At 40.5% G+C, this 24683-nt stretch carries 15 protein-coding genes and 2 tRNA genes; 8 read left to right on the top strand and 9 right to left on the bottom strand.

Annotation, left to right across the window (positions count from 1 at the left end; genetic code table 11):
* Positions 1–18: 18 nt before the first annotated feature.
* Both HXT29_RS02540 and glgX read left to right on the top strand, forming a co-directional pair.
* On the top strand, positions 19–903 hold the full coding sequence (locus tag HXT29_RS02540; protein WP_004106979.1) for a Nif3-like dinuclear metal center hexameric protein: 885 nt from the start codon (positions 19–21) through the stop codon (positions 901–903).
* Positions 904–984: 81 nt separating this feature from the next.
* Positions 985–3114, top strand: a complete 2130-nt coding sequence (gene glgX, locus HXT29_RS02535; RefSeq protein WP_032835386.1) for a glycogen debranching protein GlgX — start codon at positions 985–987, stop codon at positions 3112–3114.
* A 106-nt stretch (positions 3115–3220) separates the two neighbouring features.
* Here glgX and HXT29_RS02530 read toward each other — a convergent pair whose 3' ends face one another.
* The gene (locus HXT29_RS02530; protein ID WP_004119320.1) at positions 3221–4324 is read right to left on the bottom strand and encodes a hypothetical protein; all 1104 of its coding nucleotides are present in this window, start codon (positions 4322–4324) and stop codon (positions 3221–3223) included.
* A gap of 184 nt (positions 4325–4508) precedes the next feature.
* Between HXT29_RS02530 and HXT29_RS02525 the strand changes: the two genes are divergently transcribed.
* Positions 4509–4582: transfer RNA gene (locus HXT29_RS02525), tRNA-Pro, on the top strand.
* Between the two features lie 81 nt (positions 4583–4663).
* Complete coding sequence (gene aroA, locus HXT29_RS02520) at positions 4664–6025, top strand: 3-phosphoshikimate 1-carboxyvinyltransferase (RefSeq protein ID WP_064340547.1); 1362 nt, start codon at positions 4664–4666, stop codon at positions 6023–6025.
* Between the two features lie 77 nt (positions 6026–6102).
* Here aroA and HXT29_RS02515 read toward each other — a convergent pair whose 3' ends face one another.
* From HXT29_RS02515 to HXT29_RS02505, 3 genes are all read right to left on the bottom strand, one after another.
* Positions 6103–7332, bottom strand: a complete 1230-nt coding sequence (locus tag HXT29_RS02515) for an acetate/propionate family kinase (protein WP_174143377.1) — start codon at positions 7330–7332, stop codon at positions 6103–6105.
* A 150-nt stretch (positions 7333–7482) separates the two neighbouring features.
* Positions 7483–9189: a phosphate acetyltransferase gene (gene pta, locus HXT29_RS02510; protein ID WP_422118443.1), complete on the bottom strand. Its 1707-nt coding sequence runs from the start codon at positions 9187–9189 to the stop codon at positions 7483–7485.
* Positions 9190–9452: 263 nt separating this feature from the next.
* Complete coding sequence (locus tag HXT29_RS02505; protein ID WP_004111342.1) at positions 9453–11930, bottom strand: phosphoketolase; 2478 nt, start codon at positions 11928–11930, stop codon at positions 9453–9455.
* Positions 11931–12331: 401 nt separating this feature from the next.
* Between HXT29_RS02505 and guaA the strand changes: the two genes are divergently transcribed.
* From guaA to HXT29_RS02490, 3 genes are all read left to right on the top strand, one after another.
* Positions 12332–13894 carry a glutamine-hydrolyzing GMP synthase gene (gene guaA / locus HXT29_RS02500; RefSeq protein ID WP_004106945.1) on the top strand — a complete coding sequence of 521 codons (1563 nt, stop codon included), beginning with the start codon at positions 12332–12334 and terminating at the stop codon, positions 13892–13894.
* A 520-nt stretch (positions 13895–14414) separates the two neighbouring features.
* A complete protein-coding gene (locus HXT29_RS02495) occupies positions 14415–15803 on the top strand; it encodes a PTS ascorbate transporter subunit IIC (protein ID WP_004106942.1) in 1389 nt (462 codons plus the stop codon).
* A gap of 210 nt (positions 15804–16013) precedes the next feature.
* Complete coding sequence (locus HXT29_RS02490) at positions 16014–16745, top strand: GntR family transcriptional regulator (RefSeq protein ID WP_422118442.1); 732 nt, start codon at positions 16014–16016, stop codon at positions 16743–16745.
* Between the two features lie 100 nt (positions 16746–16845).
* On the opposite strand, the gene HXT29_RS02485 is transcribed toward HXT29_RS02490, so the two are convergent.
* The 5 genes from HXT29_RS02485 to HXT29_RS02465 form a co-directional block, all read right to left on the bottom strand.
* A tRNA-Leu gene (locus HXT29_RS02485) sits at positions 16846–16933 on the bottom strand.
* A gap of 114 nt (positions 16934–17047) precedes the next feature.
* Positions 17048–19003 carry an FAD-binding protein gene (locus HXT29_RS02480; RefSeq protein WP_422118441.1) on the bottom strand — a complete coding sequence of 652 codons (1956 nt, stop codon included), beginning with the start codon at positions 19001–19003 and terminating at the stop codon, positions 17048–17050.
* Positions 19004–19043: 40 nt separating this feature from the next.
* Positions 19044–20588 (bottom strand): DNA-processing protein DprA, encoded by a 1545-nt coding sequence (gene dprA / locus HXT29_RS02475; RefSeq protein ID WP_421788830.1) that lies wholly within the window; start codon positions 20586–20588, stop codon positions 19044–19046.
* Positions 20585–22228: a YifB family Mg chelatase-like AAA ATPase gene (locus HXT29_RS02470; protein WP_117008853.1), complete on the bottom strand. Its 1644-nt coding sequence runs from the start codon at positions 22226–22228 to the stop codon at positions 20585–20587. The genes dprA and HXT29_RS02470 overlap by 4 nt, the downstream gene beginning before the upstream one ends.
* Complete coding sequence (locus HXT29_RS02465; protein WP_422118440.1) at positions 22228–22776, bottom strand: YraN family protein; 549 nt, start codon at positions 22774–22776, stop codon at positions 22228–22230. Before HXT29_RS02465 ends, HXT29_RS02470 begins: the two co-directional genes overlap by 1 nt.
* A 320-nt stretch (positions 22777–23096) precedes the next feature.
* On the opposite strand from HXT29_RS02465, the gene HXT29_RS02460 reads away from it, so the two are divergent.
* Positions 23097–24419, top strand: coding sequence for an O-acetylhomoserine aminocarboxypropyltransferase/cysteine synthase family protein (locus HXT29_RS02460; RefSeq protein WP_117008851.1), 1323 nt, complete (start codon positions 23097–23099; stop codon positions 24417–24419).
* Positions 24420–24683: the final 264 nt, after the last annotated feature.

The raw sequence follows: 24683 nt of genomic DNA, 5'->3' as shown, positions 1-24683 counted from the left end.
TACTTAAAGGTAGAAGAAATGATTAGATTAAGCAAAGTAATTGAAGCTATAGAAACATTGTACCCATTAAGCTTTGCTGAAGAGTGGGATGAGCCTGGTCTTATTGTTGGAGACTTGAATTCCCAAATTCAGCGAATCGTATGTGTCAGTGATCCTACGATTAGCGCAGTTGATCGAGCGTTATCAATGGGTGCCAACCTATTAGTGACTCATCATCCGCTATTTTTCAAAGCTGTGCATGGAGTTTCAAACGAAACTGTTCGTGGCGAAATTGTACAGCGTTTAATTAGTAATAATTGTGCGCTATGGGTTGGCCACACTAATGCGGATGTCGCGTGGCGTGGAGTTGCTCATGCTGCGGCAGAGTATTTTGGTCTTCATAATTTGCGTCCAATTGTTGTTTCTAAACAGATCGATTCTGCTGGACGTAACATTGGCTTAGGCAGAATTGGTGTTTTGGATGTGCCAATATCATTGCGTGATTTTGCGCAAAATGTTTTTAACGTTCTTCCTCATACAAAAGTTGGTGTTCAAGTTGCTGGAAATCTTGATGCGAAAGTTAGTACAGTAGCTGTTTTGCCTGGTTCTGGGGAAAGCTTGTTAGATGAAGTTCGCAAGGAAAAAGTTGACGTATATGTTACAAGCGATTTGCGTCATCATCCTGCACTTGACGCAATTGAGCGAGCTAAATATGAATCGAAACTGCGTCTTTCTTCTGGTGAAGATTACATTCAACACACATATCCTATGATTATTAACACTTCTCATAGTGCTATTGAATCATTGTGGTTTACTTATGCGATTAATGATATTGCTGACTGCATAGAAGAAATGTATGGAGAGCGTCCAGAAGTTGCTTGGTTAGGTGAAGCTTGCGATCCATGGAATTACGTTATTAATTGAGGCTTTCATTTAAAATTCAAGCTTTTTTAAATAACGTCAACATGACGTGAAAACTACTCGAATATATGAGATACTTATATTATGCATATACGACCAGGTTCCATGTATCCGCTTGGCGCAAACTATGATGGCGCTGGCGTGAATTTTGCGCTGTTTTCCGAAGTTGCAAAGCGCGTTGAATTATGTTTATTTGATGAGCATGATAATGAAACACGTATTGATATGACTGAGCAGAACTCATACGTGTGGCATAACTATGTTTCAGGCATACAGCCTGGTCAGCGTTATGGTTATCGTGTTCACGGACCCTATGATCCTTCTCATGGTTTATGGTGCAATCCTCATAAGTTGTTGCTTGACCCATATGCCAAGGCGATTGAAGGAAATATAGACGGTGATGAGAGTCTTTTCTCGTATTGGTTTGATAATCCAGATGATATTTCAGCAATGAATACTTTGGATTCTGCGGATCATACGATGAAGGCTGCAGTTATTAACCCGTATTTTGATTGGGGTAATGATCAGCACCCTATGATTCCGTATCATGATTCTGTTATTTACGAAGCTCATGTTCGTGGAATGACTAATCTTGATAAACGTGTTCCTCCAGATATTAGAGGCACTTATGCTGGACTTGCACATCCAAGCGTTATTTCTTATTTAAGGAAGCTTGGTGTTACTGCAATAGAATTGATGCCTATCCATCAGTTTGTAAACGATTCTTTCTTGCAAAATAAAGGATTAAGTAACTACTGGGGATACAACACTATTGGTTTCTTCGCTCCTCAAAATTCTTATTCCAGCTCTGGTCAGCGCGGAGAGCAAGTTAACGAATTTAAGTCAATGGTTAAGGCGTATCATGCTGCAGGCATGGAAGTGATTCTAGACGTTGTCTACAATCACACTGCTGAGGGCAATGACCGTGGTCCTACTTTGAGTTTCCGTGGTATTGATAATCGTGCATATTATCGTCTTGTAGATAATGATCAGCGTCATTATTTTGACACTACTGGTACTGGTAATTCCTTACTTATGCGTTCTCCAAAAGCGTTGCGGTTAATCACAGATAGTTTGCGTTATTGGGTAACTGAAATGCATGTCGATGGCTTCCGTTTCGATTTAGCAGCAACTCTTGCTCGTCAGTTCCAAGAAGTAGATAAACTTTCTGCATTCTTTGACATTATTGAGCAGGATCCCATTATTTCAAGTGTGAAGCTTATTGCTGAACCTTGGGATATTGGTGTTGGTGGATATCAGGTTGGTGGATTCCCTCCAAGTTGGTCTGAGTGGAATGGAAGATATCGCGATTGTGTTCGCGACTTTTGGCGCTCACAACCATCTACATTACCTGAATTTGCTAGCAGGCTTATGGGTAGCTCAGATTTGTATGAGCAAAATGGACGAAAGCCTGTAGCTTCCGTGAACTTTATTACAGCTCACGATGGCTTCACTATGAACGATTTAGTTAGCTATAACGAAAAGCATAATGAAGCTAATAAAGAAGGCAATTGCGATGGTGCGAACGACAATCGTTCGTGGAATTGCGGTGTTGAAGGACCTACTAATATTCACGATGTTAACGAATTGCGTGAACGTCAAATACGTAATTTGTTCTCAACTCTTTTGATGAGCCAGGGCATTCCTATGATATGCGCTGGTGATGAAGTCATGCGCACGCAGAATGGTAATAACAATGCTTATTGCCAAGATAATGCTATTTCGTGGATAAGCTGGGATTATAACGAAACTCAGCGAGATATGTTCGATTTCGTTTCTAAGCTTATTCACCTGCGTTTGAAGCACCCTGTGTTGCATCGTCGTCGTTTCTTTACGGGTCGTTCTGCTGGAGATGATGTAAGCGATATTCCACAAGTTGAATGGCTTGACCATAACGGTACTGTTATGGATATGGAGGACTGGTCAAATACTCATGCTTTATCTGTGATGATTTATTTGAATGGTTCGGATATTCCAGAAACTGACTGGTATGGAACGAGAATGGTTGATAATGACTTTATTCTTATTTTTAATGCGCATTATGAACCTATTACTTTTACTTTGCCAGATAAACGTTATGGTGAGAAGTGGAAGTTGATTGTGGACACATATAATCCAAAGGGTCCGGAATTGTTATATGAAGCAGGATTTAATATTGTCGCACAATCTCGTAGTTTCTTGCTTCTTATGAGCGAGCATAAGCCAGAATGTTGAGTATTATGCTTTATTCGTAAAGAAGTTCGTGACTTGTAAAAACTAAAAGCAGCGCAGAAATTTAAGTTTCTACGCTGCTTTTGTTAGTTTAATTTATCTTTTGTTCTTATTCTATTTGTGCTTTTGAGCTTCTATTTAATATTAAAGCTTGATTTATTTTTGATTGAAGACGATCGCTTTGCATAGCCGCAACTTGTCGTGAAAATACAATAATCCATCCAAGAAATAGCAGACATGATAATGCTTCAACATTTGTAAGAGTATTATTTCCATGTACCCACTGATTTCCTGCCCACGCAGTAAGAATAACCGCTAAATCGGAAGCAATATAGAATGTGCGAGAAAGCCTAGGAGCAAGCCATGGAAGGCAAACAAGCATTGTGCAAATTAATCCTGTCACTCCTCGAGCACATAAATCATGTAAGAAAGGATGTGGCGTGTATCTAAAAGTTCCTATTCCAATAAACGATATTCCTCCAAGAATCAGCAAAGCTGCCATAACAGTTGTGCGCATCTTGAAGTGTTTAATCAGTTTTTGGTTATTGTGTTGTAGCATTTCGTGCTGTGTTGCAACGAATTCAGTAATAGCAAAGTAGCTCGTTATGATAATGCAAATTCCTGACAAAACAAGTGTTGCATTAAACATACTAGCTGCAAATGTTGTGCGGTCTCCAAGTTGAGAGAAATTATTGTTATACCAGTACGGATCATCTGTCGTAAGACCTGCAGTTGCAGCTCCAGAAATAACGAATAATGGCAGGAGGGAAGCCACAGTTTTAGCTTCAAGAAGTTCAGCTTGAATAAGAGTTGCGTATCCAACTATTCCAGATAAAGCTGAGCATAATACTGGTAAATAGCTGTTCATTGCCGCTCTGCCAATAATGCTATTAATAATAGATAGCAAAGCAAAAGACATAAGAAACATCGTTGCGCCGTAAATCGTAGAAAGCGCTGTTATTTCAAACGCGTGCTTAGCTACTCGAATTAAGTGATGGCTGATAACTTTTTTATTTGTACGCAAGTATCCAACAATAAAAGCGCCTACGCTGCACAAAGACACAATAGTTGAAGCTGTAAGGAATAGTCGCTGGCTAATTTGCCAAAACGCTGGCATTGTTGCCATATACATTCTCATAATAATCATTCCACAAGCTGCGCAAACTATGAATGATATTAACCCCATTGCCTCTGTTCGCTGGAAGCGTCCCATACTTAGCCCCTTTTTCTTTAAACTAATTCTATTGTATCGTTTGGTGGCTAGTAATGAGTTTTGTTAGTCGAATTTTGTAATGAAGAAAAAATTTTCATAATACGTGTGTCGTAATTTGCATTTGTCTGCAAAGTGCGCTATTGTAATTGATTGTGCTTGGAACTGGTGATCAGTTCAAAAGCCTCGGGGTGTAGCGCAGTTTGGTAGCGCGCCTGCTTTGGGAGCAGGATGTCGCAGGTTCGAATCCTGTCACCCCGACTTTTTATATCTAATGAAATATGCGTATTTTTGCTTTTTATTCTTATTTAACAGTACATGTCAATCGATAGTATTCATAGTATGAGTGGTATTAACGATATTGCAGATTGCACTACTTTTTGGAAAGCGCCGTATGCTAATCATCAATTAAAAGCTTATATTGAGGTTCCTGGAAGTAAATCTTTGTCGAATCGTTATTTAATTTTGGCAGCTTTGGGCACAAAACCAGTAGTTTTACAAGGATTATTGCGCTCGCGCGACACGGAGCTTATGATTAGCGCTTTATCTACATTTGGCGTTAGATGTGAGTCATTAAATGAAGATGGAACTAAGCTTCGTGTAATTCCTCCAGAAGACGGAGTTTTTAGGATTCCAGATAATGCTGAAGTGTATTGTGGTTTAGCTGGAACTGTAATGCGTTTCGTTGCAGCTTTAGCTTTATTTGCAAATAAAGCTGTGCGATTTGATGGCGATAAGCAAGCTTATGCGCGTCCTATGAAGCCAGTTCTTGACGGTTTAGAGCAGCTTGGTGCTCGCGTAGAGTATCAAGGAGAAGAGGGTTTCTTACCTTTTACTATTACGCCACCTTCAGTCGAATTTAAAATAAATAATTTTTCTGAAAAAATCGTGCAAATTGATTCTTCTTCATCATCACAATTTATTTCTGCGATGCTTCTAATTGGTTCACGTATACCTGGAGGCTTAAGTCTTAAACATATTGGTGACACATTGCCAAGTATGCCGCATATTCGCATGACTATGGACGATATTTGCAAAGCGGGTGGGGTTGTAAATATGACTAGCAACGCAATGTGGCATGTTAAAGAGAGCAAAATAGCTTTATCTGATACTGTTACTATAGAGCCTGATCTTTCTAATGCTGCGCCATTTTTAGGAGCATCATTGATTGCTGGAGGAAGTGTCAGTATACCTAATTGGCCGTTTTCTTCAACTCAACCTGGAGGATTGCTTCCTGGAATATTAGAGAAAATGTGCGCAAAAGTTAGTTTTGAAAAAACAAGCGATGATGCTGGAATAATGCATGTGGAAAGCGATGGTTCGATTAAAGCAATTCCGTATCTTGATTTGAGTGCAGCAGGAGAGATTGCTCCTAGTATTGCAGCTATTCTTGCTTTTGCGGACGGTCCGAGTGAACTTCATGGTATCGCGCATTTGAGAGGGCATGAAACGAATCGTTTGCAAGCTTTAGTTAATGAATTGAATCGAGTTGGGATTGGTGCTAAAGAGCTCGAAGATGGCATTCGTATTGAGCCAAGTAATCATATGCATGGGGAAGTAATGGAAACTTATGCGGATCACAGAATGGCAACTTTTGCTGCAATGCTTGGATTACGCATAGAAAATATAAGAATCAAAAATATTTCTACTACTCGCAAAACGATTCCTGATTTTCCAGGAATGTGGCATAGAATGCTTGAATAATAAATAATCCCGAGCCTTTTTGACCCGGGATTATTCATATTTATTTATTTTGTTCTACGCCGTTAAGCGCAAACAATTTAGTGCTCAAACTTGTTGCCGTAGCTATCTTCACCAGCTTCAGCAATGGTTGCAGCCTTGCGCGCAATAGCCAACTCTTCGTTCGTTGGAATCACAGCAATAATCACAGAGCTGTCTGGAGTGGAAATAACGCGTGGCTCCTTAGAACGAACCAAATTCTTTTCCTTATCGAGCTTAACGCCGAATGGCTCAAGCTTTTCGCATACGCGAGCGCGCACAATTTCGTCGTTTTCGCCGACACCAGCTGTGAAGGTAATGACATCAACGCCGCCCATTTGAGCAGTATAGTTGCCAATATAACCAACAATGCGGTGCACGTATACGCCGAGAGCGAGCTTAGCGTTTTCATCGCCTTCTGCGATGAGCTTGTGAATATCACGCAAATCGCCATGACCAGTCATACCCATCATGCCTGAACGCTTGTTGAAGAGAGTGTCAAGTTCGTCCACGTTCATGTGAGCGTTGCGAATAAGGTGGAATACTACAGCTGGGTCAATATCGCCAGTGCGACCGCCCATCATCAAGCCTTCGAGTGGGGTTAAGCCCATAGAAGTTTCGACTGGTTTTCCAGAAATCTGAGCAGAAGCAGAAGCACCGTTACCAATGTGCAAAACAATCTGCTTCAAACCTTCTGCAGGCTTACCGACAACGCTTGGAACAACAGAGCCAATGTATTCGTGAGAAGTGCCGTGAGCACCATAACGACGAATATGATAGCGATCTGCGATTTCCTTGTTCAAAGCATAAGTTGCTGCAACCTGTGGCAAATCATGGAAGAATGAAGAATCGAATACCATAATTTGTGGAACATCTGGCAAAAGTTCAGTCATGACTTCAGCGCCAACAGCTTCTGGACCGTTGTGAAGTGGAGCCAAAACTGCCAAATCCTTAACCTTATTGATTGTCTTTTCATTGACTAATGCAGGCTTAGGGAATGTTAAGCCACCCTGAACAACGCGGTGACCGACAGCAACAATGCCAGATTCTGAAAGCTTTGGACCATATTCTTCGAAGAATCCAAGTACGCGTTTCAAGCCCTGCTCGTGATCGTGAACTGGCTCATCGAACTCATGCTTTTCGCCATTGAATACGTGCTTGTAGTGGCCGTCAACTGGCTCGCCAATCTTCTCAACGATGCCGGAAGCGATGCCTTCACCGCTTTCCAAGTCAACGAGTTGATACTTAATCGAACTGGAACCAGAATTGATAACAAGAACGGTTTTTGCCATGTGGGCATCCTCCATAAGTATTGATAAGGCTTATAAATTGCCACGCTCTAGTTTAGCGTTAAGTTCCTACAAACTTAAAGATATTGAGTGCAATGCAATACCTCAAGGTTACGTACGCACTGTGATGCTGTTTTAGGAGCTTTATTATGTTTATTCTGATTGTGCTTCTAACGCGGTTAAAGCAACGGTATTAATAATATCTTGTACTAAAGCTCCTCTAGACAAATCATTTACAGGCTTATTTAATCCTTGCAAAATTGGACCAACAGCCAGTGCTCCGCTAGAGCGTTGCACGGCTTTATAAGCGATATTTCCTGCGCATAAATCAGGGAATACAAATACATTCACATGACCAGCAATACTATTATTTTTTGCTTTTGCTGCAGCAACTGTAGGAGACCATGCTGCATCAAACTGTATAGATCCAACAATTGCTAAATCAGGTGCTTTTTCTTTCGCAATGCGTGTTGCTTCCTCTACAGTATCAACATCTGGCCCTTTTCCTGAACCAAGCGTTGAATAGGATAGCATTCCAACTTTAGGGTTGAGTCCGAAAGTCTCAGCAGTGTGTGCAGACTGAATAGCAATATCAGCAAGCTGTTCTGCACTAGGATTTGGGTTGATTGCACAATCTGCAAATACAGATACGTGATCTTTGAAGCACATAAGGAATGCTCCAGAAACCAGCTTAGAACCAGGCTTAGTTTTGATAACTTGAAGAGCAGGACGTACAGTGTTAGCGGTTGAATTAACTGAACCAGAAACAAGACCGTCTGCTTGACCTAGTACTACTAGCATGGTGCCGAAGTAGCTTGCATCTGTTAATTGTTCACGCGCTTGCTTTTCTGTCATTCCTTTCTTTGCTCTTAATTCGCAAAGTTTTGTAATCATATGGCTTAGCATTGCTTCATCGTGCATAGATTGGAAACTAGCTTTGCAAAGAGAATTGAGATTTAGTTCTTCTGCTCGAGCAAGAATAGATTCGCGTTCTCCAATGATAATTAGATTTACAATATCACGTTCTAGCAAATAGTTTGCTGCTTTAAGAATACGATCTTCTTCTCCTTCCGGAAGAACTATAGTTTTCTTATTTTCTTTTGCTTTCCCTAATAAACTGTATTGGAAAGCATAAGGTGTAGTTGGAACTTTAAATGGTTGGTGGAAAGCATTAAGAACATCATTTTCTCGAACGCAATTTACGAATGTTTCTAATGAAGAATTTTTAGTTTCTTCATCTATTGGTGGCAAAACCCATAATGGAGTTTGGCCTACTCGGGATGCTTCGTCGTTTGAGTTTGCATAATTCCTAGAGCTATAGTCACGCATTAACTCAGCTCCAAGTTCTGGATCGCAGTTTGTAACAAATACTCCTAAAACTTGTGTGCATGATTTAAGAACGCAAGCATTTGCAGAATCTATAGTTTGTAAAATTTGTTGTGAGTTTCTGCCTTGAGCTGAAACTGTGAGAAAAACAGGTGATGCCAAGTCAGCTGCAACAGTTGCGTCGAAAGAAAACAGTTCTGGATCATATGCTGGGTTTGCGTCACTAGAAACAATAATAGAAGCTTGAGCAGAGGTGGATTGCAACAATCCGTTATAGCGCGCAACGATATCTCCTCGCACTGTGTCTTTATTTGTTCTAACTATTTCTGGAGTTGTTGCAATAACTTGCTCTAATTTCGCTGAAGTATTTGTGATACCCAAAAGTTGTTTAGTAAAAGTGTCATTTGGTTGAGCGCATGGACGAAAAACAGTAGTGCTGTAGTTATTAGACAGAATATGTGTTATTCCGAATGCAACAGCATTTCTGCCGTACATATCTTCGTTGCCGATAATTGTTACATTAATATGCGACACGATGCGTTCTCCTTTGATACTTCGTGTTACTGCTAGGTTTATATTGTTAATGTAAGTTTTGCATTTTGCAATATAAACAAACTTTTTCTATTGTACGGCTTATCTATGTTGTACACGCACAAAATAGTAATTATAAATGTAATTTATTTTGCATATAACTAGTTTTATTGCATTGTTTGTTTTAATACACAAAACGGGAGCCAATCTTTCGATTGACTCCCGAAATGTTTTAGCTAACCAATTTTAGCTTTATCAGCTTAAAACTACTCGTTATCGCCTGCGGTTGCAGCGGTAGCGGTGACAGCGCCTGGCTTATCGGTCTTAACGCCTGGCCATACCCAATCGGTGTAGTCTGGGTGATCAAGACCCTTGTCGACTGCATACTGGAAGGCTTCGAGGCGGAAGTCCTCGAGCTTCTTGATTTCGTCGGCATACTTAGCGGCGTCAACCATGCGCAATGCTTCAGCGGTAAGCTCGTAACGATCCATGTCGTTCACACGAACCATATCGTATGGCGTTGTGGTGGAGCCCTGCTCCTTGTAGCCATGAACGTTGAAGTTATCGTGGTTTGGACGATCATAAATCAAGCCGCGAACGTCATGTGCGTAGGAGTGGTAAGCGAAGAGGACTGGCTTGTCAGCAGTGAAGAGTTCAGTGAACTCTTCGTCAGTCAAAGCTTCGTTATTTTCCTTAGCGGACTGCAACTTGAGCAAGTCAACAACGTTAACAACCTTGAACTTAACGCCAAGCTTGTTCAACTTGTCGGCAGCTGCCATCAATTCCTGCTGTGGAACATCGCCAACACCAGCGAGAACAACCTGAACTTCGTCATTGTTCTTAGCGTTGGAAGCCCACTTCCACTCAGCAGCACCCTTCTCGAGCTCTTCGCGAGCTTCGTCGAGAGTCAACCAAGTAGCAGCTGGCTGCTTACCAGCGAAGATAGCGTTAATCATGTTGGTGGACTTGTAAGCCTTTTCAGCAACAGCAAGCAACATGTTGGAATCTACTGGGAAGTAAATGCCGATTACGTGATCGTTGTTGAAGGTCTTGTTCAAGAGCACGGAGGTTACGCCTGGATCCTGGTGCGAGAAGCCGTTGTGATCCTGACGCCATACGTGAGAGGACACCAACAAGTTCACAGAGGAGATTGGCTTACGCCATGGGATCTCACGAACGGTAGCCTCAAGCCACTTTGCGTGCTGGTTCAACATGGAGTCGATAACGTGTACGAAGGACTCGTAGGAGCTCCAGATGCCGTGACGACCGGTGAGCAAGTAACCTTCGAGGAAGCCTTCCATCTGATGCTCGGAAAGCTGCTCGGTGACCTGACCGGTAACAGCCATGTGCTCATCGACTAAGCCGGAGAGATAGCCAGCATCCCACTGCTTGTTGGTTACTTCGTAAGCAGCCTGCAAACGGTTGGAAGCAGTCTCATCTGGTCCGAAGATACGGAAGGAATCTGGGTTGTTCTTGATGATGTCACGAGTGTAAACACCAAGACGACGGGTAGCTTCGAGCTGGCCCCAGCCGTGACCGAATTCCTTAACTTCCTTGACTTCGTAATCCTCAAGCTTTGGAAGCTTCAAATCTTCACGAATACGACCACCGTTGGCGTTTGGATTTTCACCAATGCGGAGTTCGCCCTTTGGCATGAAGGAAAGAACGTCTTCCTTCACAGCGCCCTTTTCATCGAAGAGCTCTTCAGGCTTGTAGGACTTCATCCAGTTCTTCAAAACCTCGAAGTGAGCTTCGGTATCGCGAGCAGATGCCAGTGGCACCTGGTGTGCACGCCAAGAACCTTCGGTCTTCTTGCCATCGATGAACTTCGGGCAGGTCCAACCCTTTGGAGTGCGGAAGATAATCATTGGGTAGTAAGGACGAGTTACATCGTTAGTCTGAGCCTCAGCCTTAATATCGCAAATTTCATCGAAGATAGTTTCGAACATGTCAGCAAAGCGACGGTGGATGGACATATGATCCTCATCGTCGAAGCCAGCAACGAACTCGTATGGTTCATAACCCATGCCGTGGAAGAACTCATGAAGCTCTTCATCGGAAATACGGGAAAGAATTGTTGGGTTAGCAATCTTATAGCCGTTCAAGTGCAAGATTGGAAGCACGATACCATCGGTACGTGGGTTCACAAGCTTGTTGGACTGCCAACCGGTAGCCAAAGGACCGGTCTCAGCTTCACCATCGCCAACGATTGCTGGAACGAACAAGCTTGGGTTGTTCATAACAGCGCCGTAAGCGTGAGAAAGTGCGTAACCGAGCTCGCCACCTTCATGGATGGAACCTGGGGTTTCAGGAGCGAAGTGAGAAGGAATACCGCCTGGGTAAGAGAACTGACGGAAGAACTTCTGCAAACCAGCTTCGTCCTTAGTAATCTTTGGATAGTACTCAGTGTAAGTACCGTCGAGGTAAGACTGAGCAGTACCAGCTGGGCCGCCGTGGCCTGGACCCATGATAATCACGGTGTTCTGCTGGTGATCAGCGATAAAACGATTAATGTGGCCGATAAGGAAGTTAAGACCTGGAGTGGTGCCCCAGTGGCCCACCAGACGATGCTTAACGTCTTCGCGAGTGAACGGCTCCTTCATTAGAGGGTTGCTGCGAAGATAAATTTGGCCGATTGCAAGATAGTTGGCAACGCGCCAGTACTTGTCTACGCCTTCGATAGCTGCCTCGGAAACTGGAGCGTTTAGCTTCTTCCAAGGTGTGCCAATAACAGGACTCGTCATGTGTACTCCTGTACTCAAGCACTTTTCAGTGCAATTTGATCATTACCATTTGGTTATAGAGACTGGAAAACAAATGTATTACAGCTCTTTTTCCATCCGTTTCAGTATAGTGCCAGCGTCTGACTTTTGTTCGTTTGGTTACTTCTTCGTGCATTTGTGTTGAAAAAATGTGTGATTATGTGCGTAAAAAATGAGCCATTTGTATAGATTATGTTATATTTAATGTTCATTTTATACTTTATAGTTAAGCGTTTCGCACAAAAATCTACCAACGTTATTTGCAGTGTTAGACTGTACGTGTAACTTTTGTGTTTAATTTTCGGCGTTTTGTAATTATATAACGTCGCAAAGTTTCACTATTATAAGTTGAATCGTGTTAGAACATATATATAAGGAGAATCATGGCAAAAGGACCAGTGCTTGTCGTTGATTTTGGCGCTCAATATGCTCAGCTTATTGCTCGTCGAGTGCGCGAAGCAAATGTGTATTCAGAACTTGTTCCTCACTCTATGCCAGTTGACGAAATGCTTGCTAAGGATCCTCAAGCTATTATTCTTTCAGGTGGTCCTGCTTCTGTTTATGAACCAGGTGCTCCTGACATTGATCCAAAGATTTTTGAAGCAGGTGTACCGGTTCTTGGTATTTGCTATGGCTTCCAGGTAATGGCTCATGAGCTTGGTGGCGATGTCGATAAAGCTGCACTTGGTGAGTATGGCAAGACTGCTGCAACTATTGATGATTCTGAAGGTTTACTTTCCGGATCCCCATCTGCGCAGAATACTTGGATGAGTCACGGTGTTGCTGTTAAGCGTGCTCCAGAAGGTTTTACGGTTTTGGCTCACACAGAAGGTGCTCCAGTTGCAGCAATGCAAGACGAAAGTCGCAAACTCTACGGTGTGCAATGGCATCCAGAAGTTAAACACACTCCATTGGGTCAGGAACTTATATCTACATTCTTACATAAGTGTGCAGGGCTGGATAATAATTGGAATCCTTCTAATATTATTGAGGATCAAGTTGCTAAGATTCGTGAAGAAGTTGGCGACGCGCAAGTTATTTGTGGTCTTTCTGGCGGCGTAGATTCTGCTGTTGCTGCAGCATTGGTACATAAAGCAATTGGCAATCAGCTTACTTGCGTTTTTGTTGACCACGGTTTGCTTCGTAAAGGCGAAGTTGAGCAGGTTAAGCATGATTTTGTTGAAGCAACAGGCATTAAACTTATTGCAGTTGATGCAGAAGATGACTTTTTGAACGCACTTAAAGGCGTGAGTGAGCCGGAGCGCAAGCGCAAGATTATTGGCGAAAAGTTTATACGCACTTTTGAAAAAGCTCAGCGTCAAGTTATCGAAGAAGCTGGAAAATCTGGAGCAGAAGTTAAGTTCCTTGTGCAAGGCACGCTTTACCCGGATGTAGTTGAATCCGGTGGCGGTGATGGTGCTGCAAACATCAAATCTCATCACAATGTTGGAGGTTTGCCAAAAGATTTGAAGTTTAAGCTTATTGAACCTTTGCGTACTTTGTTTAAGGATGAAGTTCGTGCTATTGGAACTGAGCTTGGACTTCCAGATGAAATTGTTTGGCGTCAGCCATTCCCAGGACCTGGTTTAGGTATTCGTATCGTGGGCGAGATTACACGCGAACGCTTAGCTGTTCTTCGTGAAGCAGATGCTATTGCACGCGAAGAGCTCTCTAAAGCTGGATTGGATCGCGACATTTGGCAATGCCCAGTCGTTTTGCTTGCTGATGTTCATTCTGTTGGTGTTCAGGGTGATGAGCGTACATATGGTTCTCCAATTGTTTTGCGTCCTGTGAGCTCTGAAGATGCTATGACAGCTGATTGGTCTCGTGTGCCTTACGATGTGTTGGCAAATATTTCTACTCGAATCACGAATGAATGCCGTCAAATTAATCGTGTAGTGCTTGATGTAACGTCTAAGCCGCCTGCCACGATTGAGTGGGAGTGACAGTTTTTGATGAGAATTATTGACTGAAATATAAACATATGTTTATACAGTAAAACATATGTTTATTTTCATTAAAAACTGTAATAATTACTGATTTTTATAAAGCACTTCGTGAAAATGGAGTGCTTTTTTCTGTATATTGGTGTGTCGAATTTTCTAAAAACAGGTAAATTTTCGAATTTTATCGATATTTAATGAATATTTTAGTAGTAAATACTGTTGTTTTTAATTGTTTATAATGTTTAAACGATATAATGAATTTTACATGAAACAACAGTATGAGCTGTAACAGTAGTTGTTGGCTGGGTGTAAAAACTGCTGCTCGTAGTAGCTCTTACTACTTTGCTTCATTGCGGAACCGTGAATTTTGTATGTGTAGTTTTACTATGCTACGAAACTAATCGTGTATTTCGAATAGTTTCGCCTACGGTATCGTTTGCGAAGTTTGTAAGATATTTTTGCCGCCAATAATTGCGTAAGCCGCTCAAACTATATCGATTAATATGGTAAGGAGAGTTACGTGGACGGCATTCTGTCAGTACTGCTCGATATTTTCAGACAGCCATCTGTTATAGTTGCGCTTATTTCTTTTATTGGGCTTGCAGTGCAAAGAAAGAAATTCTCGGATATTTTGCAAGGATCAATCCGTACCCTTGTTGGTTTTCTTGTTTTAGCAGCTGGTTCTGGAGTTATTACTGAAGCGTTGAATCCATTTGGCAAAATGTTTCAATACGCATTTCATGTGCAAGGCGTAGTGCCGAATAATGAAGCAATTATTGGAACTGTTTTATTGAAGTATGGCTCTGAATCTGCGCTTATTTTCTTCTTTGGAATGATTGTTAATATTATTCTTTCTATTACTTCTCGTTTTAAATTTATCTATTTAACGGGTCACGTAGCTTTCTATATGGCAAGTATGCTTGCTGTTATATTTAATGTTGCTGGTTTTAGCATGTGGGAAGTCCTTTTATGGGGTTCAATTGCTCAAGGATTGTTTACGACAATTTCTCCTGCACTAGTGCAACCATTTATGAAAAAAGCTTCAGGCAAAGATGATGTTGCTTTAGGACATCCTGCTGGTACTGGTGTTGCTTTAGGTGCGTTAATTGCAAAAATTACTGCTTCAAAAAAGCGTCCTTCTAAGTCAACTGAGGATATTAAATTCCCAGCCGCATTGGGATTCTTGCGTGATACAACAGTTCTTATCACGCTTTCTATGGCTGTTATTTATATCGTAGTGGCACTTTTTGCTGGATCTTCGTATGTTGAAACACATTTATCTAATGGTCAAAACTCCATTGTTTTCGTTATGTTGAAGGCTGCAACTTTTGCTGCAGGTGTTTATATTATTCTTGCAGGCGTGCAGATTGTTCTTGACGAAATTGTTCCAGCTTTTAAGGGAATATCGGAAAAGCTTGTTAAAAATGCTCGTCCTGCTTTAGATGCACCAATGACTTTTGGCTTTGCTCCTAATGCTGTTCTTATTGGCTTCTTGGCTAGTTTCTTTGGCGGCTTGCTTGGAATGACGTTTATGGCGATTTTGGGAACGACAATTATTATTCCTGGAATTGTTGCGCATTTTATGGCTGGTGGTGCTGCAGGAGTATTTGGTAATGGTCAAGGTGGAATACGTGGTTGCTTGACTGCATCATTTATTAATGGCCTTTTCATTACTTTCCTTCCGTTGTTCCTTTTGCCAGTGCTTGGCAATTTAGGAAGTGCAAATTCTACATATTCTGATGCAGATTATGGCGTATTTGGTGTAATACTTGGTCACGTAAATATTGTCGGTGGTCGTACTGTTCTAATTTCTGTAATACTTATTGCACTAATATTGTTCTATTCTGTTTCGATATTGATGAATAAACGCGATTCTAATAATTTTGAAAAAGTTGAAGAAATAAAATAAGTAAAGAAAATAAAAATACAATTAAATAATTGTGTAGACATAGATTAAATTCTTTTTACTCATTTTCCTATTTGTTTGTACATTTTATGTTAGGGCTGATAGGATAACAGAGTTATTAGTTTTGCATGAGCCGTTGTTACTATGCTGTGTTTTACACAAACTAGTATCAGCGGCTTTTTCATGCTAGCGCTTAGTTAGGGGAGAGTGATAATGGTCGACGGTGTGCCTAAATATATTGCTGTGCGAGATAATCTACGCGCTCGTATTGATTCTATGGAAGCTAACGAACAATTACCTCATGAAATTGAATTGTGCAAACAGTACAATGTGAGTCGTATCACTTTGAGGCATGCAGTTGATAATCTTATTACTGAAGGATTACTTGTTCGTGAGCAGGGTAGGGGAACATTTCGAGCTTCTTCAATTATTCATACTTATAATCAGGAAGTGATTTCTGATCGCGCGCAAGGATTTTATGAGCAGGCTTATTCTAATGATGCAAAAGTTAGAATAAAAGTTATTGAAAAAGATGTTATTCACGATGAAGATGCTGCTGCTCGTTTAGGTCTTGATCCAGAAGATGAGTTGATATGTTTGAAACGCTTGCGCTATGTTGACGATGTTTTATCGCGTTATAGTGTGATTTATTTGTCTGCTTCGCGTTTTCCTAAAATTTTGACGCATGATTTTTCAGATGATTCGTTAGCTGATTTTTTGTTCAAAGCGTACGCTGTTCAGCTTGTAGAAAATGAGGTGTCTGTGCATGTAGAAGAGCTGTGTGACCGGCTTGCGGCAGTACTGAATGTTGAAGTTGGAACTTCTGTAATTGCAGCTTATTCTACTGTAAAAGATAAGTTTGGCACGATTATTGCTTTTGGTGCAGCTGTTTATACGCCAAATTCTGGCGAGATTCGTTTCCATTTGCACTCAAATGCTGCTTAATTAAATTTTTTAGGGCTAGCTAAGATGATCTTCTTAGCTAACACCTTTTTTGCGTTAGAAAACAATAAAACCTTGCTGGCTTTCCAGCAAGGTTTTTTCGTGTCCGGAGCGGGAGTTGAACCCGCACGCCTGTAACAAATAGGCACTAGCACCTCAAGCTAGCGCGTCTACCATTCCGCCACCCGGACAGGTGTTTTAGACAACAGATAAGACTATAACATCTTTTTTTCTTCTTCGCTTCGGCGTGTTGAAAAAATTACGAATTTTCAAAATATTTATATATGAAAATAGTAATAATAGTTTTAAATTATGCTATTTTCAGTATAAAAATCTCCTTTACTATCTTGTTTAAAATCAATAACATTCACTGGCTTTTTTGCCAAGTTTCCATCAAAGTCAATGAACGAGTGTTGTGGCAATGAAGAAATATCATGTTTTGGATAGTCTCTTCTAAAGAAAGCACCTCTAGATTCATGTCTAGCAAGTGAAGATTGTAATACTGCTTTTGCAAGTAGTGACATGTTCTTTATTTCCCATATTGCAGTAATTTCTTGGTTAAAAACTAAATTATCGCTATGAATGTGTAATGACTGAATTTTAGGATCTATAAATTCTTGTATGTCATTGAGTGCTTTCTTAATTGATTGTTCGTCGCATGATATTGCAACAGCGTTTTCCATGATTTTTCCTAAATCTGCAAATAATTTATAAGGATTATCTTCTTCTATTTGTGAAGATTCGTCGTTATAACTGTTGTCTGTAAAATCTGTAACTTGCTTCGCACTCGTTTCCATAAGCTGATTAAGTTCATTATTTCTTTGTTTATATAAGACTTGTAGTGCAACATTACTTGAGATAGTTTTATTGGTTTCGTTCGTTTCGTTCGTTTCATTGATTTCGTTACTGTTAGTTTCATCATCCTTGTTTAAGTTTTTCAATTCTTTTGCTATTGTTGCTCCTGCGCGATTTCCAAAAAGGCATGCGTCAAGCAAGGAGTTTCCTCCTAATCGATTAGCTCCGTGCACTCCTACACATGAGCATTCTCCGGCAGCGTATAAACCATAAACAATATTTTGGTTGTTATTTTGCCATCTATATACTTTTCCATTCAAAGTTATCGGTATTCCGCCCATTGTGTAGTGAGCTGTAGGGCGAATTGGGACTAAATCGCAAGTTGGGTCAAGATGAGCATATTTTTCAATAGTTTCTGTAACTTGTGGCAAGTATTCTAACATATTTTCTCGGCTGATATGTGTCATATCTAGCCAAACACAATCGTTATGCGAATTGCTTTGTTGCGTAGTTGTTGAATCGTTTACACCTCTTCCTTCGCGAATTTCTTTGGCAATTGCACGAGAAACAACATCTCTTGGAGCTAAATCTGCATGTACTTCATCGTATTTTTTCATAAAAGCTTCGCCATTTGAGTTCCTAAGCACGCCGCCTTCAGCTCTTGCTGCTTCTGAAAGCAGAATGCCAGTATGAGCTAGTCCAGTAGGGTGGAATTGAATGAACTCGCAGTCTTCAAGTTGTAATCCTGCTTTTAGAGCTAAAGCCATGCCATCGCCTGTTAAATCCCACGAATTAGATGTTGTTGCAAATAATCTTCCCGATCCGCCTGTAGCTAAAAGTAAGAATCTAGACCTTATTGCTCGCAAGTTTCCTGCAGATAAATCAAATGCAACAATTCCTTCAACGCTCATAGTTTGATCGTTTATAGCAACATCTGTTACGTAACAATCTTCAGCAAATACAATATTCTCGGAAACACATTGTTGCCATAAGCTATGCAAAATTTGGTGGCCAATACGATCTGCAGCAAAAGCCGCACGTTCAATTGGATTCTTTCCAAAATTAGCAGTATGCCCACCAAAACGGCGTTGATTAATATACCCATTTTGCGTTCGAGAAAATGCTACGCCATCATGTTCAAGCTGAATAACTGTTTTCGGCGCTTCTTTTGCAAGTAGCTTTGCTGCATCTTGATCGCTTAGCCAATCTCCGCCATGAACTGTGTCATAATAATGCCATTGCCATTTGTCTTGTTCAACATTTCCAAGGCTTGCTGCTATACCTCCTTCAGCAGAACCCGTGTGTGAACGCAATGCTGGCACTTTAGAAATCACTAAAATTGATGGTGTTTTTCCTTCTTTTCTCATACATGCGTATTCTTCGGATTTAATTAATCCTAGTGCTGCAGATAATCCTGCAGCTCCAGCGCCAACAATAATAACATCGTAGTATTCGCTTGATTGCATACTTTTATTTTCTCACATATCTTGTATTGGGCGCGTTATTTTACGCTACTTTTTGCTGTGATAATGTTAAATTTTCTTTATTTTGTACAATAATTCCTTCCAATTCTAGCAATGCAATTTTCCCAGAAATTTCAGCAATAGATGGTATGTAATCTAATTGTTTTTCTTTGTAAGAAGCTTTTATTATTTCGTATATTCTGTCAACATTTGCAAGTTCACGTTTGCGTTTGCATGTTGTAATTGCGCCGATAATTAGTTTTTGCGTATTGTCATAATTTTTATAGTCTATACTTAATTTTTCTGGTTTAGGTTGAGAATAAGCAAAGTAATGATGAGATTGAGGAAACAGAATATCTATATCTTGAGTTGAACACAATATTATAGCTTGTGAATCGTGTATTAGCTTGTTGCATCCTGCGTTATTAGGCTGATTGATATCTCCTGGTATAGCGTATAGTTCGCGATTTAAATCAGTTGCCCATGTTGCAGTATTTAGCGCTCCGGATTGTAATCTTGCTTGAGCAACTATAATTTTTGATGCTAGAGCTGCAATAATTCTATTTCGTAATAAAAATCTGTGGCCTACAGGTGTTGTATCTGGGCATAGTTCGCTAATACACGCTCCGCCTTTTGCAATAATTTGTTCAAAAAGCTGATAATTGCATCTGGGTCCCATATGATTTAATCCTCCAGCAAATACAGCAATGGTTTTTCCTGTAGGCTTATTTTCATCTACATCTTGTGCATCTAATGCGCCCCAATGTGCTGCTGCATCAATTCCGTACGCTCCACCAGAAATAACAGTATGGCCTTTCGAAGCGCAATCATAAGCAAATTGATATGCAAGTTCTCTTCCGTAGTCTGTGCAAGAGCGTGAGCCAACAATAGCAAGTGGATTATGACATTGTGTTAATGCTTGTGGATTCCCTACACCCCACAAGCATAAAGGTGGTGAGAAATGACTCTGAAAAGCCAAATCTTGTAATTGTTTCGGCCAATATTTGCTGTGTGGTGCAATAATCCATTGCTTTCCGCCAGAAGTGAACCATTGACATAGTGATTCATTATTCCATGTTGGTAAATGCAATAATCGAACGCACCATTTTGAAATAGAATTGTGTAACACTTCTAAAGACTTAGGCGCATTATTGTTGTGATAACCCCACGCTGTTAAGCCCTTCTTGAAATAATTTTCTAAGAGTGTAAGTTCTTTATGGTTTTTTATGAAACTTAACATTGTAGATACTAATTCTTGATTTTTGTTACGTTTTCTTGAACTAAAAGTTTTAGAATTGGCATCGTTTTCTTGATCTGCTACTTCACTAATAATTGGAAGTTGCATTTGTTGAGCTGAGCCTGTTGATTGTTGTTTCGTATAATTTTTCACAATTGTTTTTAATATTGAAACAATTTCTTTAGCGCTTTTAGATCCCAATAGTAGCGTGTACATAATTGCATCCGCTCCTTCAAGGCAGAATGTAAGTATTGCACGAGATATTGTTTCTTCGTCTGGTGAAGAAAAATCGCTAGGTACACTAATGGTTTCTTCAGTGTTATCCGTGTTGTTTATGTTCTTAGTATTCATATTCGTGTCCTTAAACTGATAGCTTGTGCAATGTCTGTCATGTCTGGTGAAGTGTGTCCAGAAAGATCAGCAAGCGTCCACGCGAGTCGCAATGCTCTATCTGCTCCGCGCAAACTCAGTTGATGCTTTTCTAATGCACGGTTGATAAGTCCTACAGCTTGCTGTGAAGTGTATTTTCTAAGCCACGTTCCAGATGCTTGTGCGTTGCAATCCCAACCTTGTTTTATAAAACGGTCTCGAGCAATTTTACGAGCTTCTATTACGTTATCTCGCATTGTTTTGCTATTTAGATACGTGTTTTTAACTGTGTTTTGTACATTGTTTTGATGATGGTTTGAAATAATAATTCGTTCTACCGGAGGCACATCCATTTGAATATCAATACGGTCAAGAATTGGACCTGAAAGGCGTGAAAAATATCGTGCTCTTTCGCGCTCTTTGCAAGTACATCGTTCTCCATTTCCGTATGCGTATCCGCAAGGACAAGGATTTGCAGCAATAACAAGCTGGAATTTAGCTGGATAAAGAGTTGTCCCTTTTGAACGAGAAATAGCAATATGCCCTGATTCCAATGGTTCTCTTAGGGTTTGCAATACTCTAGGAGAAAACTCTGGAGCTTCATCCATAAACAGCACTCCGCAATGTGCTCTAGTAATAATCCCAGGTTTTGCAACTCCTGTTCCTCCTCCGATAAGAGAAGCTGCTGAAGCAGTATGGTGAGGTGCTTCAAATGGTGGAATATTGCTAATTCCGTAATAGGGTAGTGTTCCACAAAGTGAACGAATTGAAGCAACCTCAAGCTGTTCTTGTTCGTTAAGTGGACACATAATGCTTGGTATTCGTGAAGCTAGCATGGTTTTCCCAGATCCTGGAGGCCCAATCATCATTACGTGATGCCCTCCAGCTGCAGCAACTTGTAGAGCCCATTTTGTATGTTCTTGCCCTATTACTTCAGACATATCTCCAATTTCATATTTTGGTTCAATTTGTAGTGGAGAAGTGCTTTCTTCGTGAATTGACGAATTATAATCTTCTTCTCCATTGTTATAATTTCCATTTCGTTCAAGGACTTGCATATGTTTATACGCAGGGTCTTCTTCAATAAGCTTGAGTGATTCTTCGCTCAAACTGCCATGCAATTGCGTCACTAAATCTAAAATATGGTGTATTCCAATAGATTCAATTCCATCTACAAGTTGCGCTTCGGCAAGATTTTCTTGCGGAATAAGCATTCGTTTAAAATGCATCTTTTTTGAGTAAAGTGCAATAGGAAGAATGCCTTGAATAGGTAATACTGTCCCGTCAAGATTTAGTTCTCCTAAAATAACTGTATTTTCTAATTCTGTAAGTGGAATATACTTTTCTGCGCTTAGTATGCTTGCCGCGATAGCTAAATCGTATGATGCTCCGCTTTTTGGCATTGAAGCAGGTGATAAGTTTACTGTTACCCTTCCTTCAGGCCATTTGCAATGCAACGCAAAATGAGCTGATTTAACGCGCTCTCTTGCTTCGCTTAATGAAGTGTCAGGTAAGCCGATAATAGAAAAGTTTGGCATATTTCCAGATATAAAAGCTTGCAGATGAATAGTAAAAGCTTTAAGACCAATAAGTCCTATTGATGTTGCGTTTCCAATATGCATTAGAATGCTCCTTGAACATGCTTGAATTGGATTGATGAATTATCTTCAATTTCTTCCAAAGATTGCAATTCATATGCAGAATCTGGATAAGTGTATTTGTTAATAATAAGAATAGATACAGCGTCAAATCGAATACGGTAATGAGGTATGTCGCTTCCGAATTCTTCCAGCCATTTCATGCCAGTTGTACGTAATTTGCTACGTTTTTCTTGAGTAATTGCTTCAAGTGGAGTGCCACAACGTACGCTTCTTCGAGTTTTTACTTCCACGAATACCAGTTTTTGTTCTGGAGTAATCATCACCAAAGCTAGCTCTCCATTACGGCAATGCCAGTTTCGGTCAATAACGTGCCACCCTTTTTGTATGAGTCGCAAAGCTGCGTATGTTTCTCCCAGTTTTCCCAACTCTTTACTTTCAAGAGAATCATCTTGAAGCTCGTTGGACACTTGTTCAAGTTTTTCTTGCAAAAATACTTGAGCAGTCTCAGCGTCGTCAATCTCGTCAAGCGAGATAATTTCATCGTCAATAATGTGTTTTTGTGTAATCATGCTGCTATTTTCTGTGCTTATTGAGCAGTAATCCAGATTTTTTAAGCATTGTGGATAAAAGCTGCATACGGCGTGTTGTATTAGAAATTCAGTATATTTTCTGTATTTTTCTAAAACAGATTTCGCTATTTTTTGCAAACTGTTAATTCGTTATAGCTAATTTTGATAACCTCAGGTATGTACGAATGAACCATAGTGGCATATTGTCGTTATCACTTAAATAAATATGTAAACAGAAAACGGAAAAGTAAGCGGATGCGCAAAGTAAGCTGAAGCAAGCTAATCTACTGTTTAAAAAGTCGCAAAACTGGAGGGGTATTATGAGCGATATTGAAGAAACGCAAGGAAAGTATCATTTTGAAACCTTGCAGTTGCATGTTGGTCAAGAGCAGGCGGATCCGGCAACTGATTCTCGTGCAGTTCCTATTTATCAAACGACGAGCTACGTGTTCCACGATTTTGATCATGCCGCTGCTCGTTTTGATTTGCGTGACGCTGGAAATATTTATGGCCGTTTGACGAATTCTACTCAAGATGTTTTTGAGCGTAGAATTGCAGCTCTTGAAGGTGGAACTGCAGCTTTGGCTGTTGCTTCTGGTGCGGCAGCTGTAGACTATGCTATTCGTAACATCACTCAGCAGGGCGATCACATTGTGTCTTCAAAGAATGTGTATGGTGGAACTTATAACCTTCTTCGTCATACTCTTCCTCGAGATGGTGTAACAACTACTTTTGTGGATCCTAAGAATCCTCAGAACTTCGAGGATGCAATTCAGCCGAATACGAAGCTCGTGTACTTTGAAACTTTTGGTAATCCTAATGCTGATTTGCCTGATTTTGAGGCTATTTCCGAGATTGCGCATCGCCACAATCTTCCTGTTTTTGTTGACAACACTTTTGCAACTGCATACTTGTTCCGTCCGCTTGAGCATGGTGCAGATATTGTAGTTGAGTCTGCTACGAAGTTTATTGGCGGCCATGGCACAACTCTTGGTGGCATTATTGTTGAAGGCGGCAATTTTGATTGGGCTAAAGTCCCTGGAAAATTCCCAACTCTTACTGAAGCTGACCCTAGCTATCATGGTTTGAACTTCTATGAAGCTTTAGGTTCTGTGGCTTTTGTGACTCGTATTCGTGCGATTATTTTGCGCGATACTGGCGCTTGCATTAGCCCGTTTGCAGCGTTCTTGCTTTTGCAAGGCACGGAAACTTTGAGTTTGCGTGTTGAGCGTCACGTTGAGAATGCGTTGAAGGTTGTTCAATATTTGCAAACTGTGCCAGAGGTTGAATCTGTAAGTCATCCTTCTATTGAAGGTCGTTCTGATCACGAGCTTTATAAGCGTTACTTCCCGAATGGTGGAGGCTCTATTTTTACGTTTGATATTAAAGGTGGAAGGGATGCAGCTCGCGTATTTATTGACAATTTACAGCTTTTCTCATTGCTTGCAAATGTTGCTGACGTAAAGTCATTGGTTATCCATCCTGCATCTACTACGCACTCTCAGGAAACTTCTGAAGAGTTGGAAGATCAGGGCATTCATGAAGGTACTATTCGTTTGTCTATTGGAACTGAACATATTGACGATATTCTTGCCGATTTGCAGCGCGGATTTGACGCTGTTCGTAAAGCAGGACTTGCTTAAATAGAAAAGAGAAAGCAAAGTAAAAAATTATTAATTAAAAATATTCCTGAAGATCCATTACCATTTTATTCGGAGCGCATTCGTATTTGTATGTGCTCCGATTTTTTATACATTATGTAAATTTACGCATCATACTTTAGGATGAGATGCTAATTTTTTCTCAATAATTTCCGCCTTACGCACGATAGTAACCAGCAGTCTTTTCACGTAAATTTAAGTATTAGCAGTAGATAACTATGCGATTACTACTTTTTAAGAAAAGGA

It is taken from the genome of Gardnerella sp. DNF00550, from assembly GCF_049262685.1.
GTDB classification, from domain to species: Bacteria; Actinomycetota; Actinomycetes; order Actinomycetales; family Bifidobacteriaceae; genus Bifidobacterium; species Bifidobacterium leopoldii.
This window is presented reverse-complemented; position numbering and strand designations above follow the sequence as displayed.